Consider the following 16,931-nt stretch of genomic DNA (forward strand, 5'->3'; position numbering starts at 1 on the left):
CTCAGAATTGATCCAAAAAAATAAAACAAACGGCAATAGAAAACGGAAGGAACATGCGGGCTAACGCATGTTCCTTTGAAAACAGCCCATTTATGGGACTGTTGAATGAAAGAGCATAAGGAAAAAGTGCTATCACCAAGGGTGATAGGTTAGGCAGAGCCTAACTTTTCCTTTATATCGTAGAAATGAGCAAAATCATACGTTTGTCCGACATTTTTACTTGATTTTGTATCACCGAAAATGCAAAATTGCTCTTCTTATTACAGAAATTGTTAAAGACCACACATTTGTCCGACAAGAAAAAAGACCAAAAACAAAAAAACATCCGTTAATCTGGCTTCGTATCAGAGGATTTTTGTTTGTTAGTTTTTCGCTTTTCCCATGACGATTGTGATTTCTTTGGGACCTCTTTTTTATCTATTTTGGATGCATTGTTTGATTCCAATTGATCGTTCTGTTTCTCTATTTGAATCTGTTTTGCTTCCTCATCTGGACGAAGAGATTCCAATTTCTTATACAATTTTTCACGTTTCTCTTTTAGCTTTTCAGCCTCCTGTTCAGACTCCTCCTGATCTTTCTTTGCGTTTTCAATCGCTTCTTTTTTTGCGATAATTTCCGCCATAGACTCCTGCTTTTCTTCTTCCGTTTGATACTCCATAGTCTTTTCAAGAGTATCAATTTCTTTTTCGATGGAAGAAATAAGCTTTTGCTGCATGGGCATTTGCTCTTTCTCTAACGCCAATAAATTCTTGTCCACTTGCTTAATTTCACGATTGATTTGTTCCGTTTGGTAATCAATGGGATCTTTCGTTTCTAAATTTTGATTTATTTTGATCTTACGGTAATCACCGGCTATGACCAATTCCTTTGGCTTTGGTGCCTTATATACAATTTCATTTTGGTCTTGATCCAACGTACCTGATGACTCCATCAAAGTGGCTTTCATTTCATTCTCAACAATCATTTGATCTCTTTTTTCTTGTACAAATAATCCAATCACGCGGAAATCTTTCGGAACTTTTTTAACCTGAACAACCATATTTTCCTCATCTTTGTAAACAACTTCGACGGGGTAACTTTCCAATGAGTCTTTCTCTTTTGCTACAAAAGAAAAAGTCGGTTTAACCTGATCCGATCCGGTATGTTTTGTTGTAATCGAAACTTCCATAAGTTCTCTTTTCGGATTATACTCCCACTTATTTAGAATTAAAGTTGTCTGGTCCAGTCCGTTAATTTCTGTATGAAAAGGCGTTTGCATGATGGAATTATCGTCATACATCCAAGCTTTGGACGTAAAAAAAGTGATAAAGCAAATGCCTATCACACACAGGGAAAAAACATAAAATTTATTTTCAAGACTCCATTTCATTTTTATTTTCAATGGAATAAACACTCCTTTCTACCCTACTTCTTTCCTAACAGCTCTTTTAAATACGGCATCGGATCCACTTGTTTATTGTTTATTCGTATTTCAAAATGCAGGTGAGCTCCTCTTGAATCGCCAGTGTTTCCAATTTTGCCAACCACCTCTCCGGCTTTTACTTCTGTTCCTTCAGGTATGCCTTTTTCCTGCATGTGACCGTACAGCGTTCTCATCCCATTGCCATGATCAATAACGACTACATTGCCATACCCTCCATATCCACTTCCCCGTTGTCCAAAAGTGGAGACAACCACTTTACCATCCATAAATGCGACAATTGCTTTTCCTAAATCATTACCGCCTGCTATATCAATACCTTTGTGTAAGCCACCCGAACGTGGACCATAACCAGATGTGACGTTCTTTGTATGGGGAACTGGCCATGCTTTATCGCCAATAACTTTAACTTCCCCGACATCTTCACAATTCATGGTAAAACCACCCAGCTTTGTTGCTATGGTCGTCACATTCGGAACCCAATGTTTATTAAGGCCGGTCGGATCATTTGCTGCACCGATGGGCGCATAAACGCTCCCCAACTTGTCAATTGTATTTAATCCATCTCTTATGATCCGGTTATATAACGTGTTTGCCATCGCACCCAAACCTTCTTCAAGAGTAGAAAAATGATACAGCTTTGAACTGCCTGTTTTCGGGTCCATTAATCCTCCAGGATTATTTTTGTTCACCACAGCATTCGATGTTCCGAATCCTGTTTCGTGTAATGCAACCGCCGCAAATAACACCGGGTCAATTCCTTTTTCACCTGATAAAGAAATAATTGTTTCCTGGCTTCCGGCTAATTTCCCGGCTCCCTTAAAGACGGTATCCCATTTCCCTATATCAACTTCTCCCGTTTGTGAACAAGAAAATCCTCCACCTGAAGGCGAGGATTCATTGTTCGATGAACCGGCTGCTATACCAACAATAAGAAGGAACAATAGGAAGAAAACAGCAATAAAAGCAAATCCTGAAAGTCCTAGCGTCCCTCCAATCCATAAGACAATCTTTGTTTTCAGAGCTTGACCAATAGATCGTAAAATACTCTCCATATTTTCTTTGGCTGATTCTCTGACTTTATAAAAGCCTTGAGGTGCCACCTTCGCCCCCTTTCTTGTTTCATTGTTTACTAGATGAATGGTTCTCTTCAGATGGTTCCACTATTTTATTGACCACCCAACTATTTTTGTAAGGTACCACTGACACATAGAATAGTTGGGTTTGTTTTCCGATAATGCTGTTGTCATGGACCACATCCCAAGTTGCCATTACTCCAAATCTCATCTCTTTTTTACTGTCTGGTGATGCTGCATATATTTCTAATTCATCCACTTTGCGGGAAACTTCGTCCCCGGAAGGGAATAATTCTTTTTTTATTGCATTAAAAAAAGACGAACTGGAATATGGTTTCCATTTCGCCTTATCGGTGTCTTCCAACCATAAAGTTACAACCTTCTCTGCAGTTTCCTTTCCTTTTTCTAATGCTTCATCACCAAATGTTGAAGCATACTCTGATTCAAAGTCAGGTTCTTCTTCAATAACTTCATTATCTTCTTTCGACTGTTTTTCCGTTTCTTGATGGGCTGTTTCTTGCTCTGCCTGGTTGATTATTGAATCATCGGGAAAAGCTGTATTTGCAAACGAGCCATCAAATTCGGGACTTTCTTTCCTGCCGAATTGATTGGTTATAATCATCCACAAAAGCACAACACCAATGATTAACACAATGGTAAACTTTGTTTTCGTCGCTTTATCCATTCTTACATTCCTCCACGGAACAGTGCCAATTCTTCATCGGAGGCTTCCACACTAAACAATAAATTTCCCACACCGGTAATCGAAAGCAGGCAATCTCCTTGCTGAAACTGAGGTACTTGAGCAATTTCGGACTGGCTCATTTGACCTTCAAAAATGGTCCTTAACGCATCCAATGTATTTGAATCCTGCTGCATGATGAATTTGTATTGGGTGAGTTCAAATAGGGTACGAATCTTTGTCACCACTTCTGTATCCGAATGATCCGGAACAAAGTCACGAATGGATTGACTCGCAAGAAGCAGTCCGCCAAAATACTTTCTGGCTTCCCTTGCAAAGTCTGTTAAAAAGCCCACGGCCAACATATTATCCGCATTAACCAACCGATGGGCTTCATCAATAATGACCATAAACCGGACGGCATCATCTTCGTCAAAGTTCTCATCCTCATAAATAGCTTTCATTTGCGGGGCACCAATTTGAATGAGATTATCCCAGATGAGTGTTAAGGCATTATACATTTGGGCATTAAAAACGCTTTTCTCCAACCGGGTTAAGTTCCGGATGGAAAAGAAGATCACCTGTTCATTCGTGAATTCCGGTAATGTCGTATGGCCATTAAATAAATAGGAATGGGTATGAACCAAGTTATCTATCACCAATTCGATTTTTTCTAATCGATCTGCACGGGATACGGATAACTCGCGCCGGATGATCCTCTTTTCAGGGACCTCGTACAGTTCATTTCTTAAATATGAAAGGAAGTCGCTGAAAATGGGATACTCATTATTTTCCAAGTTTGTTACCCCGGTTGTATGAATTTTTTCTGTAAAACCAAGATATTGATAGAAAGAACGAAGGATTTTCTTGAACTCCTCAATCTCTTCCGTTGATGGATTATTTGCTAAAAACTCATAGAATGTGGCTACTTTTGATAGGTGCTGCATAAAACTTATTTCTTCATTTTTAACTGAGTCCCCTCCATCCTCTACACGGTAAATTTGTAGTGGATTGATCACTCCATGACTTCCATCTAAACTGATGGTTTGACCGTTCAATGCATCAACAAGTGTTGTAAATTCCCCTGTTACATCAAAGCCACGTATAAAATTTCCACGGCAGGCATTGTCCATTGTCAGCTTTTTTAACGCTGTTGACTTGCCCGCACCCATTGTTCCCACTACAACCCCATTATAAAAACGGCGCTTTTTGTCTTTGTGAAACAGATCAAAGAGAACATTTCCGCCGGTAAAGGAGGCTCCTAAGTAACTGCCTTTTGGATCATTTAGTTCTGAAAAGTGGAAAGGCAACCCTGCTGCGAGTGAAAGAGCCGGGATTCCCTTTCCTTCCCTTTTATTAGGGAAATCCTGCTGTTGATCATACGGCAAAAACATCGATTGCCATTCCCAACTGGATTCATTTAAAAATATTTGCCCTTTAAAACCAAGTGAGTTTAATTCCGTTATCACAGATTGAATCTTTTGCTCTAATTCCATAAGCGTGACAGCATGGACAAACAGACGAAGATGAACAAGTTTGACAACTTCCCCCATTTGACTGATATCCTGATAGAGCGCTTCTAATTCACGATAGCTGTTTTGTGCATCAATTCGTTCCGAGTCATGTTTTGAACTCTGAAAACGAACCTGTTGTTCCAGCATACTTTTATTAATAGAACTGACAGCTTCATCTTTATCCATTGTTGCTACATCTTTGATCGTGATCACGTCCCGCATGGCCATGATTTTTTCCAACCATAATTCATTTGCTGCACTTGGATAATCCCAAATATGAATGCACGCTTCATACCCATCTCCCTTTTGAATGTACTTATCTTTAAAGTTAATTCCACCCATCGGTTGAATGGCGGCCAAGAAGGAAGGATCATGCTTAGGCTTTTCTTCCTTCGTTTTTACAGTCCCTGCTTTTTTCCCTTTGATCAGTTTCAATTTCATCACCTACAGTTTGGAATTTTGATTGTTCAATACAAACAGCACGTCTTTTTTCTTTTCAATCGACAATTCTTCTAAAGGAAATGTCTGCTGCATTGCCCGAATGAATTGTTTCTTTTGATCATGTAATTGTTGAGGAGTCTCGGCATATAAAAAAAGAAAGAACTCCCGATTGGTACGTTCTTTCTCCAAGTAATCCAATTCAAATAATTTTCGTTCAATAAATTGTAAACGCAATGGATCAATCGTTTTCTCTTTTTTCCTTAACCAATAGGCTTTCTGTTTTTCTGTATTTGCAGGAAAGTTCAAAGCGACTTCCTTAAATGCCGGAAAGTAACTTCTTAATAGCCGTGCTTGGGACAATAACATAAATTGCAAATCTCCATCATTCATCGAGTCCAAATCTTTTGTGGTGATCTGCAAAATGTCCATTGCACCGTTTTTCATTAAAATGTGATCTTCATGTATCTGTAAAAAAGGCAGAACTGAAGGAGTCTGTCTTAATACTTTTTCTTTCTTTACTTGTTTCTTTCGTGTTTTTTCTCTTTTCTTGAACCTAAGACGCTTCAACCATTCATTTTTCTTCTTTTGTTTGTTGAAAGGAGCAGGATGAACCATTGGCACAACGGCCTCTTGTTCTTTTTTCAATTCTCCCATGGCTTTACGTTCTTCTTGAAGCAATGTCTTATTCAAAAGCTTCTGGATATCCAATGAGTGGTATGCTTGTCTGTTATGTTTAAAAAGCAGATAGAAGGACATGTAGTTTTTCAAACCCGGATTGTTTCTGGATGGCAGGACAATCCACAACAATATTCCCCCACTCATAACGAAATATGGAATTGTAAAGACGCTGTGAACTAAATCACGCAACATAGTAAATACAAGAAAGAAGCTAATCAACAAGATGATTAGCTCCTTCATTTCCAATCCGAAAAGTTTAGGCTTTGATCTAATCTCTTTAGGTATTTCATACTTCATTCGTTATGCTTCCCCTTCCTGTTCATTCGGTGTCCGGGTGGTGTCTTTATTTGGTGAACAAACGTATTCATGGATTGCTTCATATTATTTACACGGGAATGTGTGGCACTTTTCGTTTTATCAATACCTGTTTGCAAGGTTTGTTTAGGATGAACGACCGCCCTTGCAGTTTGTATGGCTGCATTACCGGATCCTCTGCCTAATCTCCGGATACTTTGACCAAGGCTAAAGCCTGAATTTCCCGCACGTACAATCTGCTCCTTTGCCTGCTGTACATGTCGGTTCCCGCCAGCCAATGTATTTGTATGATGGACCTCTTTATGGCCATACGATTTACTTTGTTGAGGGGGCCCGAAAGTTGGCTCACCAGCAGCACCAGGTACTGTCTGGCCTGACGTTGACGGAGCGTATCCTTCTCTCCCTCTTGAAGACTTCTCTACGGTTCCAGCCGTATAAGTTGTGTCTTGATTACCCCCTATCGGTGAAACACTACTTTGAGGGCCCGATTGAGCAGAAATAGTTGAGCTGGTTATTTGTGATCTATAGCTTGAGTGCGTACTTGGTGAAGTTTCCATTTTATCGACCGCCGATCCAGGAACTAAAATTCCGGATGCTGTTTGGGCATATCCGGATGGTATATTTTGTTGACTTTGTCCCACTTGTGAAGATGATCCCACTGATTGCCTCTTTGCATTTGAAGAAGTACCTTTTCCTGCAGAGATCGGTCCCTTCATTTGCCCTTCTGTGCCTTTGTTGGCAGCGATTGCTCCCTTAGAGGACTGGACCTTCGAAATTCCTCTGTCTTTTGCATGCCCCGATGGTTGTGAGGGAATGGCACTGTTTACAAAAGATTCTCCTGACTTTTGTTTAGTTTGAGAAGCCGTATCCAACTGCTCATTTCCAGAAGCAGATATTCCATCTCTTATACCCTCATTCGCCATTTTTGGCGACTCCCCGTTACCCTTCATTTTTTCACTACCCTGCTTAGGAATTTCTCCTTTTGCGGCTATTCCAGGCATCGGCTTGACAGGGACTCTTGACCGTCCTGCCATTTCTTCCGGTGTTTTACTGGCTATACCTGACACTGTACGCCTGGCAAAATTCGCTCCACCTGCTAAGCCTGTCGTAGCCTTCCCTGCAAGGCCAAGACTTTTCTCTATTCCTTTCCCGACAGCTTTGGTACCAGTACCGGCTAGTCTGGCTCCTGCATACGCTCCCAGCATGGCTTGATATCCGCTTCGTAAACCAGCATCAATACCAAGCATCCGCTGAACAATATCAGGCGCATCAATTAATGCCCAGGCACCGGCAATAAGCAAAAGAAGAACACCCACGCCGCCGATGCTCCCCTTCAGCCCGTTTGCCCACGACGAATACAGGATAAATAATTTTAACAGCATGGTCATGATAAAGATAACGGCAAAGGTGTTCATGATTTCGACCAACACCTTCTTTGTACGTTGACCGCCGGTTAAGTCAGTTGCGGCAATAAACATCCCAAATATTTGGTGGAAAGCCAAATCAAAGATGGAACGACCGATTTTGATTACCGTTATGGCTAGAGCAACCGTTGTGACTGCTAAAGAGAAAATTAAAACAAACCAGTTCACATGGTAGCGATAATAACTTTCCTGCCCCAATGTCGTTAAAGGAATTTGATGCTCTCGCAGTTGTTGCACTTCAAATTGATCACCATTTCCAGTAGCGACTAATTTATTGGCTAATACACCGTTCTTTTCATCACGAATTGTTTTATCTAAATTCTTCTCCGCCCAGCCTTTAATTCCACCTTTTTTTTCTTCTGTTTTTACATCTAGTTTTTCGGTAAAAGATATATATGGTAAAGAGTCTTCCGTTAATCGATTAGCGTGAGTAAAATCTGTTGTACCTATCTTACTATCAACTTTGCTTGCCGGTAGTGGCGGCAACTGATTATCACCGTTCTTTTTACCTGAAAACCTAAAGTTATTTTCAGCATAATATCGGACATCGGCCACATTACTCTTTACAAGCTCGGTTGCAAGACTTTGTTTTTCAGGGTTAATTTCCTCTACACCGATTTTTGTTATTTTCCCCATATTGATCATTAAATCAGGAATTACTACAATAAAACAAAGTGCCAATATCACATTTAGTATTATTTCATTTCGCTTCTCAATTTTGTTCATCATAAATTGGAATCCAAGGATAAAAAGCGCAATAAAAAACACGCCCCATACAATTGGACGTGCGATATCCATAAACTCTTTCATTGGACCAGATGAATAAAAATTGTTAAGCGTAACTATCTTATCTATGATCCCTTCAATAAAGTTATTCAGCCAACTTAACAAAAAAACAAGACCTCCACCGATTATCCGGAAAAGGTCTTGCCATAACCACCCATCACTAAGATGAAGCAAATAATCCAATTTTTTGTATAGATCAATTAACTGTTCTTCACTCATATAATACCTCTTTCCCCAACAAAAAATCTCCAAGTAAATCTTTAGTTGGTTAGTTCAATATTATAGAACTGGCTATATTCTAAAATGTCCTTAACTGCCCCATCAAAGTAGTCTGATTCAAAAGGTTCTTTTTCATCTTTTCGTTGTTTAATCCTTTCTTCGTCAACAATGCCCCCACCTATATCGGTAATACCACCCTTTTCAACGAGGACCAATCCTTCCCCTGAAGGATCCCAGCTACCTGCCTTTGGATGAGTATACTTTTCTGTTAACCCTTCAATTGTTTTATCGCTTTCACCTTTTAAATTCGTATAATACCCTGTTAACCCTGCCCTACGTAGAGAATCATCTGCTGCTTCAATCATTCTTGTGTCTTTTACATCTTTTTCATCAGCAGCAAACGTCAACAACAAAAATGTCTCATGATTTTCCAATTTCTCTTCTAATTGCTTTAAAGTTAATTCATTCATGCCCTCTTCTGGTTTTCCGCATCCTGCCATCACGAGCAGAATAGCCAATACAGCACCAAAAGGGAATAAAATTCGTTTTGCCATGTTATCCCCCCGAAGTTAATTTTGCTTTGATTATATCAAAATTAACTCGTAAAATAGGAACCTTTTGGAAATATGAATAAAAAGTAACACCTTATAGGACATGGGTTGTGTTATACTTTTTCTAGTACAATAGAATCGGCTCTCTCAAGGGCGGTCTGGCTCATCCCCGGTGAAAGGGGGTGAGGCTGATGACAGTATATGAAGCGCTTTCTCTAATGATAGCTTTCGGTGCCTTGGTCGCCATACTGTCTCAAGACAAAAAGAAATAGACCTCCCTTGAGCCTGGAAAACTTTTAGGGATGGTCTATTCCTAACCATTTGAGCCTGCCACTCTAACGAGGGCGACTATTGTACAAGACCGTAAGTGTTAGCAGCACTTGCGGTCTCTTTTTACTTTACGTACTCCTTACCCTTTTTATAACACATTTTAACATCAATTACAATAAACGAGCCAAAATGATCATGATTATCCTTGATGGATTAAATGCAAGTCCCTTGATAACATGGGAATCACTTCTCCAAGTTGAAATAATTCTTCAGGCATTAAGGTTAATCCTTTCCCAATATCCGATTTATTTGGCGGCCACCAACGGATATCATATTTTGGTTCATTTCCATTCCAGCTTACCAGATTCAACTCTTTTCGCCAGCCGTTTTTTCCTTCCTTAAGAACGGCTATTTCCTTTAATATTTGAAATTTCATTCTCACTTTGTCTGCACCTCCAATTTTTGAAATCATATCATACTGCCCCTTTTACCTGTTTCCTCAATGCCTCTTTTTCATCTAATTCCATTGGCTCCCCGGTTTCCCCGATACTCTCCTCCTGTTCGCATCTTTGTTGCTCCTGTTTTTCTCTTACTTCCCTGATCTTTTGATCCCATTTCTCTAGAACAGTGTCGGGAAGATATTGTCTTAGGCTTTTAAATATTTTGTAGATGATTGAACCGGATAGGGATGTTTCATAGGTTAAATAACTCAGCAGATGCAAAAAGGACCATTTTTCTATCTCGTCCTTATACTTAAACGATTCACCGCATGCAATAAACACTTTCCTTAAATCCGTTTTCAGTTTAAGGAAGTCAGCCTTTCCCATAGCGTCCACCATACGCACAAATTGCTCCTGTTCATTTTTTGAAGTAAAGACCATATGCGATAAATTCAAATCGTAGTATGTCGTGGACATAATCGGAAGGTCTAATATGGACCGGCTGTTATCAAAATCATCGGCCAGGTATTCCCACCTGAATTTGTGCGAAGTCACATCTTTATTAAAAATTGGTTTTGGAGCGATTTTACGGCGCTTGTTATCCTGGCGTTTGTTGGCCCGAACTACTACCGATTGTCCTTCCTTTAATTGCATCAATTCATCCGGCATTATAAGAGGCCGTTCCTTGACGGATTCGCTATGAGACTTGTCGGAAGACAATAACTTTCCATTCCGGCTGATATCTGTGATCGTTTTTGTCCCAATCAGCGAGCTAAACTGCTTGGCCGTTTGCTCATCCTTTGTGAGAATGTAAATCTGGTTCGAACAGTTGCCGATGATTGTATCTGCTTCATCCCCATATCGGGACTTTATCTGAGAATAGGCCTGTACAATCAAATGAAAACGAAAACCACGTCCAGCACCAACAGTCACCATTCCGGACATTCCTTCAACAGTTGGCATGTTTCCGAATTCATCCAGCAAAAAATGGACATGACGCTTCATCTTCCCTGATGGACTCATTGTCGCTTTTTCCGCATTTACGCGATACAGCTGGCTGACAAAAATACTGGCCAACACATGGTTCGACTCATCAAAGTCAGGTGTCACCATAAACACCACAACAGGCTTGTCACCAAAGCCTGCATCGGTTAAATTCATGCTGTTATAGCTTGTAAGTTTTGCGTTAGGCTCCAGCGTGAATATCTGCAACTTATCCATTGCAGTTGAGAAAATACTCGCTCTTGTATTTCCGGCGGCAAAGTTACTTGTCGCATACATCATCCTTGCCGGATTATTGTCATCCCTAGCTCTAAAAAACAAATCCAACGCATTATTGCCTTCTTCATCATTATCGCTGCCTTTCGTAGAAAGAAAGTTTGCCACTGAATACATGTTAACTTTTTCTTCTTTTCCTGTAGCAACGGCATCCTCGGTGAGTGCCAAAATAATCGCTGTTACTAAAGACTTTGCTGAATTGGACCAAAAGGGATCTTTTGCATTCGGATCATGATAGAGGCTGTACGCCACACTATTTGCATATTGTTGGGATAGACTCGGATTCCCATTTTTCCAGGCATCAACCACCAATTGCAAGGGATTAAAACCCATCCCCATAGATTGCTGAATAAGATTAAACACATGCACATCATACCCACGGTTAACCAATGTATCATAACTGGCAGCTGCCAACTCTCCTTTGGGATCGTTGACAATCAAAGAAGGTTTGTTTTTCGCCCGACTTAACACATCCAGCATTGGAAAGACAAAGGTTTCCCCTTTCCCGGACCTTGTAATACCAATGACCATGGTATGAATCGGCCCTTCATCGATCAATAATCGATAAGGACGATATTTTTCTTGGAGCCCTGATATAATGACTCCCCCATTGCCGTCATATTCCTCTTTTGCTGCAGGAATCATTTTATATTGCTTCTTCAATGCCTTGACCTTCTCAAATTCGCTTGTTCCATGCTGTCCTTTGTTCAAAGACTGATAATTCAATCTTATATTAAAAAGAAACTTAATCAGCCCAATTCCAACAATCAAATAGAATCCGGCATAAAACCATAGAACATCTGTCTGGAAATATAGAAAGCTTTCCCATGGAATGGAAAAGCCTGCGTTCTCAGGATCTTTTGCGAACTGTTCAATAGCAAGAAGCAACTCTTGCAAAAAAGCCAGAACAAAATTAGCCAAGAAAAAGGAAACAATTAAAAATCCGATGGCAAATAAGAATATTGCCTTCGGACTCGACAGGCGCTCTAATAGTTGCTTATCTTGCATATTCCTTTTCCACCTTCCTTTTTATTTTCAATTCATTCTACCTTTCCATGCCAACAACCCGTTTATTTAAAGGTTCTGGGTTTCTTCTTTCTGCTCCAAATGAATGTTTCACATCATTAAATGCTTCAGTAAATTTCTTTCTATCAAGGTTTAAATATTCATTAGCATCTTTTATACCAGCCGGAAAAGGAAAAACTTGATATTCAGCCTGTATTTGCTCCAATGTATCGATCATCTCCTTTGTTGCCTTTTCCCCCGCTTGATCTGCATCTAAAGCCAATATAATATTTTTATCTTGGAGCAATGCTTTATTTTCCAAAATAAATTGACACATCTTTCTGGTCTTGGCCGCACCGGTCAAAGCCAACACTCCAACAGCAGGATCCACTTCACGAAAAGATGCAGCATCTAAAATCGCTTCACTAATGACCAATGTGTTCGATTTGTTAGGGATGTCAATAAAAAAGTCCCTCGTTTCTTTTGAGGGATTTACAATCAGTTGAAGTTCTTTTGGTTCTATACAAGGAACAATACTGGATCGTAATAATATGCGATCCAAATGTCCATCGTCTCCGTAGATTGGAAAAATTAAGTTCCGTTTGCACATCCACTCATTTGTTGAATAATTCTTGGGAAAAAGCTCTTTTCCTGTTTCAAACATTTTTTGAACGTAGGCCTCATTTAATAAATCAACTATAAACGGCTTCGTTGTTTCTTTTGAGAGCCCTCTATATCCGTTATCAAGCGTAGGACTGTCAAAATGATTCTGCATATGCTTCATGAACCGGGTCATCCAGTCAAGGGCCTGGGTCTGCTTTTTCGTAAGATTTGGATATTTCTCCGATATCGTTTTGAGAGACAGAACTTCATCCTTCTCTTCAAAATGCAAGATCAAACGCTCACCGCATTGGTTTTCACGGTTACATTGAATAAAACTGGGATTGTTTTTATAAATGAATGCCTCCTGCTGCTGGCATTCAGGGCATATGCATAGGAAGTACCGCCCTTTGTCATTTGCATGAAGGTCCGCCAAGGCTTCCTCAATGTCTGATACAGTAACTTGTTCCTGTTCTGCATCCAGAATCACCTTTCCGTCAATGTCCATTATTTCAGGCAGTTTATCCCAGTGCTTTTGGATGACTGGAGCCAATACCAGCGATTCCACCATCTCGTCTTTTTTTAGCACGGTCCCTTGAAACAAAATCTGATCATATTCTTTTAGAAATGCATTGTTCAATTCAGCATGCAATGTATAAGCATCTGAAAATCCCTTTTTACAAGCTAATACTTCAAACAAAAACGTCTCCAACTCTTGATATGGACGAAAACGTGGATAAAGTGCATCTATTCGTTTTTTCGATACTGATTGAAAACTGGCGGCGGCATACTGAACAAACTTTGAAAAGTATTCATCTTCTTCAAACCACAACTCTACTTCTTTATTAAATGCTGCGTCATTAGCGGATGTTTTATTCTGCCGGATCTGTTTGACTATAGTTCGGTAAGATGAATCAATTGAAGTGATGGTTTCTTCCAATTCGGAATAAAAGCCCGTTGCTACATGTGGATATACCTCATCAAATAACTTTTTCAACTTGTCAACTTCCAAAACCAAAGGAAATGGTACCATATCGGGCTTTCCCAACACCTGATCAAACCGAATGGCAAAAGTTTTGAACTCTCTATTTAAAAAAAGCTGACGTTCCTTTTCTGCACATTCCTTAAAATTTTTTACGTGCTGGCGCTGTTCTTTATTAGTTTTACACAATGCTTCTTCCAGTTGCTTTTCAAGAGATTGTTCTTTGTCAAAACTCATTTGAGTTACCAGTACCTTTTGACCATTCATCCACAATTCGATTGTTTTCTGTTTCACCGTTCGCTTCTCTTGATCAAGCCGTATTTTTATTTTCTGGAGAATTTCGTCTGCTTCCCATAAAAAGTAATTCCTATCTTCATCCAACTCCCGGTAATATTCACCTTCTTTACCGAACCGAATGATTAATTCCCTCATCTTGACACCCTCTTTCTTCTTTAAAATAACTCGATTGCTCTTTTTCTATTAAAATCCAACCACACGCCCTGAGAACCAGCTAACAAGGGACGCTGCCAAATAAACAAGGGCAAATCCAATGAATACATTGACCATCCATCCTGAATACATATCTTTCTTTTGAGGATCTCTGGCAAATGTCCATAAGAGACCGATTACGACAAGAATTAAACCGGCTAACACAGGTGCCACCGGTTTAATTCCGTCCGTAATATTTCGTATGGTTGTAATCACCTGATTCATAGATCAATCCACCTCCCTTGCCATTTCGGCAATGAAATCTTTATTTGATAAATTAAAATGGAGAACAACTTCCTGATGTTTCTTATGGAGCCATTCAAAGTAGGAAACATCCTGCCCTTCTAAAATTCCTTTTGCTAACGCTTCAAACTCATGAAAGCCCTCTGGCTTAACATTTGATCGTTTTTTCTTTCGTTTTGGTTTGGTTGTGTTCTTTCCTGTTGGTTCATTTTGAACCGACCTTTCCTCAGTGTTCATCAATCAACTTCCTCCTTCATTTAGAATAAGTAAATATTGGCTACAGGCTTTGGTTGGGTTTCATACAAACTGTTTCTAATTGGTAAATCCCTCCCTCTTTGTTTAACAGCAATAAAAAAGACCCATCCAAAACGGAAAGGTCCTACAAAGGAAAAACAAAACTGGCTGTTCTCGTCCGCCTAATCCTTTGATACTAACAATATAACATGGTTTTTAGAGATTTTTGTACGGTTCGAGTTCGCAAAGGGTTCAAAAAAGGTACGCCGAAGGTTCACAAAAAGCAATTTTCCCACATAGCGTGCCGTGATACAAAGCAACTCTACAAAAATCTGCTCATTTCCATTAACTTTCTTTAATCACTTTTCAACCTCTTAAAATTAAATTGTTAATGGTTGCCTTTACTTACTTTTTCTCGAACATTTCTGATTATACTTCTTTTAATATCTCTTAAATTGTCAACTGTTACTGACAATATATATTGTCATTGATTTGACGTTATTAATTGTCCGGATTTTGATGAAATCTGTGTCCAAAATTAAAGGGAAGCCGTTTTTCCTGCTTCCCGTTTAACTTTAAATCGCAATATTATAAATTTCACTTGTTCGTAAATTTAGTTTAATACCCTCCGGACCAATGAGGACATACCATTGTCTACCTAATTCTAAGCGACAAGGCACACTTCTATCTTTCCCGATACTAAGTTCAAACGTTTCTCCGCAATGCATCATATATCCGGAATCACCTTTTACCATTAGCCAACAACCTAAATCTTTATGATACCTCATGGGAAACCATTGCCGCATCATGACAATTCTCCCTGAATAACTTGCTTAACCATATGATCATCGATTATTCGCCGGCCGTTTTGCGCTCCATAAAGAAGACCATGCGTACAAACTTTATTGATGAGCCTTGCGGCTCCTCCGGAAAAACGATGAATCTCATCCAATGCCTTATCGGAAAAGATTTGTTGATCTACTCCCGCGTATTGAAGATGCTGTGATACATAATCCTCAACCTGTGCACGATCAAAATGTCCCAATTTAAATTGTATATCTATTCTCTGGCGAATGGCCGCAAATGATTGAAGCCTTAGACGGTCCCATAATTCACTCTGCCCCACAAGAATAAGGGCCATCGGGCTCTGGGCATCCATTTTGAAATTAAGCAGGAATCTGACCTCTTCAAGCATTTCACGATCTAAAAGATGAGCCTCGTCCACCACGCAAACAGGATGAATCCCGCGAATTCCCCGCATTAATTCAATCTCTCGGTGAAGCTGCCTTTTGGCATCACCTCTGTAAAACTTTGCCTCTGTGCCTAGTTGCTCCAACAACCCTTTATAAAAATGCCGGGGAGTCAATTTTGAATCGGATAAATAAAGCAGCTGAAATTTCCCATTATCAAGCCGATCTACAAACTTTCGAATAGTAGTGGTTTTTCCAGTCCCGCAATCACCGGTTAAAATCGCAAAAAGCTGTTTATCGGCCGTATACTTAAGTCTGCCAAGAATTTCTTGCATCATGGAAGAATTATAAAGTTTATCTGTTGGAATATCCCGAGAAAAAGGGGTATGTTCCATTCCGTAAAACGCCTCAAACATTTTTGCCATCCTCCTTCCAAACAGCACGGAAGGTAACGGCAGGTACCTGTTCAATCTGGCGCTTTTGATATTTTTGTTCAGCTGCTTTTAATAGTCTGGATGAAGCCGCCTCAGTTGTTTGAAGATGTGAAGGCATTTCCGGCCGTTTTCCGGCTCTCTCACCAATCACAAGCTTCCGGGCTTTCCATGGAGAATAGCCCTCATACTCAATCGTTAGCTCTTCCAGATTGGAAGGATCATACACAACGTCCACCCGACGACCAATAAAGGAAAGTCCAACTTCGTATTTTTGATCCATAAAACTGATACATCCTGATTTATCCACCTTCCGCGTTTCACAATGTAAGAAGGCATTTGCCAAGGTATCTGGATCAATGAACCGGAGTGCTTTTCTGTCATTTCGAAAGGCCGATTCAGGACTGATTTTCTCCCCTAGGGCGGAATGAGGTTTATTCTGATAACACTCAGTAAGCCATACTTGAAAAAGCTCATTCAAGCGATCTAAGGTATTTGGCTTTTCAAGCGCGACCTCCCCCAGGAAGGAATCTACTGTCCTATTAAATTTTTCTACTTTCCCCTTATTATGTGAAGCTTCACATAATAAGGGTTATGTATAGTAAATAGTTATGTAAATTAACTGTGTCTATTCTTAAATTGCCAAAGATTCTTCTTGTTTTA

15 protein-coding genes and 1 pseudogene are annotated in these 16,931 nt (G+C 39.8%); 1 reads left to right on the forward strand and 15 read right to left on the reverse strand.

Annotated elements, in window-relative coordinates:
* Window positions 1–328: 328 nt before the first annotated feature.
* From AB1L08_RS14420 to AB1L08_RS14450, 7 genes are read right to left on the reverse strand one after another with little or no spacing between them, the layout of a single operon-like run.
* On the reverse strand, window positions 329–1,381 hold the full coding sequence (locus AB1L08_RS14420; RefSeq protein ID WP_413065367.1) for a hypothetical protein: 1,053 nt from the start codon (window positions 1,379–1,381) through the stop codon (window positions 329–331).
* 23 nt (window positions 1,382–1,404) lie between these two features.
* Complete coding sequence (locus AB1L08_RS14425; RefSeq protein ID WP_413065368.1) at window positions 1,405–2,523, reverse strand: peptidoglycan DD-metalloendopeptidase family protein; 1,119 nt, start codon at window positions 2,521–2,523, stop codon at window positions 1,405–1,407.
* A 19-nt stretch (window positions 2,524–2,542) separates the two neighbouring features.
* Window positions 2,543–3,181, reverse strand: coding sequence for a hypothetical protein (locus tag AB1L08_RS14430; protein ID WP_413065369.1), 639 nt, complete (start codon window positions 3,179–3,181; stop codon window positions 2,543–2,545).
* Window positions 3,182–3,183: 2 nt separating this feature from the next.
* Window positions 3,184–5,133: a VirB4 family type IV secretion system protein gene (locus tag AB1L08_RS14435; RefSeq protein WP_413065370.1), complete on the reverse strand. Its 1,950-nt coding sequence runs from the start codon at window positions 5,131–5,133 to the stop codon at window positions 3,184–3,186.
* A gap of 3 nt (window positions 5,134–5,136) precedes the next feature.
* Window positions 5,137–6,108 (reverse strand): DUF5592 family protein, encoded by a 972-nt coding sequence (locus AB1L08_RS14440; RefSeq protein WP_413065371.1) that lies wholly within the window; start codon window positions 6,106–6,108, stop codon window positions 5,137–5,139.
* A complete protein-coding gene (locus AB1L08_RS14445) occupies window positions 6,105–8,555 on the reverse strand; it encodes a pLS20_p028 family conjugation system transmembrane protein (RefSeq protein ID WP_413065372.1) in 2,451 nt (816 codons plus the stop codon). Before AB1L08_RS14445 ends, AB1L08_RS14440 begins: the two co-directional genes overlap by 4 nt.
* Window positions 8,556–8,596: 41 nt before the next feature.
* Complete coding sequence (locus AB1L08_RS14450) at window positions 8,597–9,109, reverse strand: hypothetical protein (RefSeq protein WP_413065373.1); 513 nt, start codon at window positions 9,107–9,109, stop codon at window positions 8,597–8,599.
* A 188-nt stretch (window positions 9,110–9,297) separates the two neighbouring features.
* Between AB1L08_RS14450 and AB1L08_RS14455 the strand changes: the two genes are divergently transcribed.
* On the forward strand, window positions 9,298–9,378 hold the full coding sequence (locus tag AB1L08_RS14455; RefSeq protein ID WP_413065381.1) for a putative holin-like toxin: 81 nt from the start codon (window positions 9,298–9,300) through the stop codon (window positions 9,376–9,378).
* A gap of 197 nt (window positions 9,379–9,575) precedes the next feature.
* Here AB1L08_RS14455 and AB1L08_RS14460 read toward each other — a convergent pair whose 3' ends face one another.
* The 8 genes and pseudogenes from AB1L08_RS14460 to AB1L08_RS14495 form a co-directional block, all read right to left on the reverse strand.
* Window positions 9,576–9,848, reverse strand: a complete 273-nt coding sequence (locus AB1L08_RS14460) for a YdbC family protein (protein WP_413065374.1) — start codon at window positions 9,846–9,848, stop codon at window positions 9,576–9,578.
* Window position 9,849: 1 nt separating this feature from the next.
* Window positions 9,850–12,102, reverse strand: coding sequence for a VirD4-like conjugal transfer protein, CD1115 family (locus AB1L08_RS14465; protein ID WP_413065375.1), 2,253 nt, complete (start codon window positions 12,100–12,102; stop codon window positions 9,850–9,852).
* Window positions 12,103–12,139: 37 nt separating this feature from the next.
* The gene (locus AB1L08_RS14470; RefSeq protein ID WP_413065376.1) at window positions 12,140–14,113 is read right to left on the reverse strand and encodes a toprim domain-containing protein; all 1,974 of its coding nucleotides are present in this window, start codon (window positions 14,111–14,113) and stop codon (window positions 12,140–12,142) included.
* A gap of 48 nt (window positions 14,114–14,161) precedes the next feature.
* The gene (locus AB1L08_RS14475) at window positions 14,162–14,395 is read right to left on the reverse strand and encodes a pilin (RefSeq protein ID WP_380774281.1); all 234 of its coding nucleotides are present in this window, start codon (window positions 14,393–14,395) and stop codon (window positions 14,162–14,164) included.
* Between the two features lie 3 nt (window positions 14,396–14,398).
* A complete protein-coding gene (locus tag AB1L08_RS14480) occupies window positions 14,399–14,653 on the reverse strand; it encodes a hypothetical protein (RefSeq protein ID WP_413065377.1) in 255 nt (84 codons plus the stop codon).
* 569 nt (window positions 14,654–15,222) lie between these two features.
* Window positions 15,223–15,456: a DUF5348 domain-containing protein gene (locus AB1L08_RS14485; RefSeq protein WP_413065378.1), complete on the reverse strand. Its 234-nt coding sequence runs from the start codon at window positions 15,454–15,456 to the stop codon at window positions 15,223–15,225.
* Entirely contained in the window at window positions 15,453–16,253 is an 801-nt protein-coding gene (locus AB1L08_RS14490) for an ExeA family protein (RefSeq protein WP_413065379.1), read from the reverse strand. Before AB1L08_RS14490 ends, AB1L08_RS14485 begins: the two co-directional genes overlap by 4 nt.
* Window positions 16,246–16,836: pseudogene (locus AB1L08_RS14495) on the reverse strand (Mu transposase C-terminal domain-containing protein); the annotation flags it as partial. The gene AB1L08_RS14490 and the pseudogene AB1L08_RS14495, both read right to left, overlap by 8 nt.
* Window positions 16,837–16,931 lie beyond the last annotated feature (95 nt).

The organism is Siminovitchia jepli (assembly GCF_047228825.1).
Taxonomy (GTDB): Bacteria; Bacillota; Bacilli; order Bacillales; family Bacillaceae_C; genus Siminovitchia.

What these genes read in the sequence shown, in the direction of transcription:
- AB1L08_RS14465 (WP_413065375.1), bottom strand. Translation starts at nt 12,102, where the DNA reads ATGCAAGATAAGCAACTATTAGAGCGCCTGTCGAGTCCGAAGGCAATA.
- AB1L08_RS14445 (WP_413065372.1), bottom strand. Translation starts at nt 8,555, where the DNA reads ATGAGTGAAGAACAGTTAATTGATCTATACAAAAAATTGGATTATTTG.
- AB1L08_RS14485 (WP_413065378.1), bottom strand. Translation starts at nt 15,456, where the DNA reads ATGATGCGGCAATGGTTTCCCATGAGGTATCATAAAGATTTAGGTTGT.
- AB1L08_RS14440 (WP_413065371.1), bottom strand. Translation starts at nt 6,108, where the DNA reads ATGAAGTATGAAATACCTAAAGAGATTAGATCAAAGCCTAAACTTTTC.
- AB1L08_RS14460 (WP_413065374.1), bottom strand. Translation starts at nt 9,848, where the DNA reads ATGATTTCAAAAATTGGAGGTGCAGACAAAGTGAGAATGAAATTTCAA.
- AB1L08_RS14490 (WP_413065379.1), bottom strand. Translation starts at nt 16,253, where the DNA reads ATGTTTGAGGCGTTTTACGGAATGGAACATACCCCTTTTTCTCGGGAT.
- AB1L08_RS14430 (WP_413065369.1), bottom strand. Translation starts at nt 3,181, where the DNA reads ATGGATAAAGCGACGAAAACAAAGTTTACCATTGTGTTAATCATTGGT.
- AB1L08_RS14470 (WP_413065376.1), bottom strand. Translation starts at nt 14,113, where the DNA reads ATGAGGGAATTAATCATTCGGTTCGGTAAAGAAGGTGAATATTACCGG.
- AB1L08_RS14450 (WP_413065373.1), bottom strand. Translation starts at nt 9,109, where the DNA reads ATGGCAAAACGAATTTTATTCCCTTTTGGTGCTGTATTGGCTATTCTG.
- AB1L08_RS14455 (WP_413065381.1), top strand. Translation starts at nt 9,298, where the DNA reads ATGACAGTATATGAAGCGCTTTCTCTAATGATAGCTTTCGGTGCCTTG.
- AB1L08_RS14475 (WP_380774281.1), bottom strand. Translation starts at nt 14,395, where the DNA reads ATGAATCAGGTGATTACAACCATACGAAATATTACGGACGGAATTAAA.
- AB1L08_RS14435 (WP_413065370.1), bottom strand. Translation starts at nt 5,133, where the DNA reads ATGAAATTGAAACTGATCAAAGGGAAAAAAGCAGGGACTGTAAAAACG.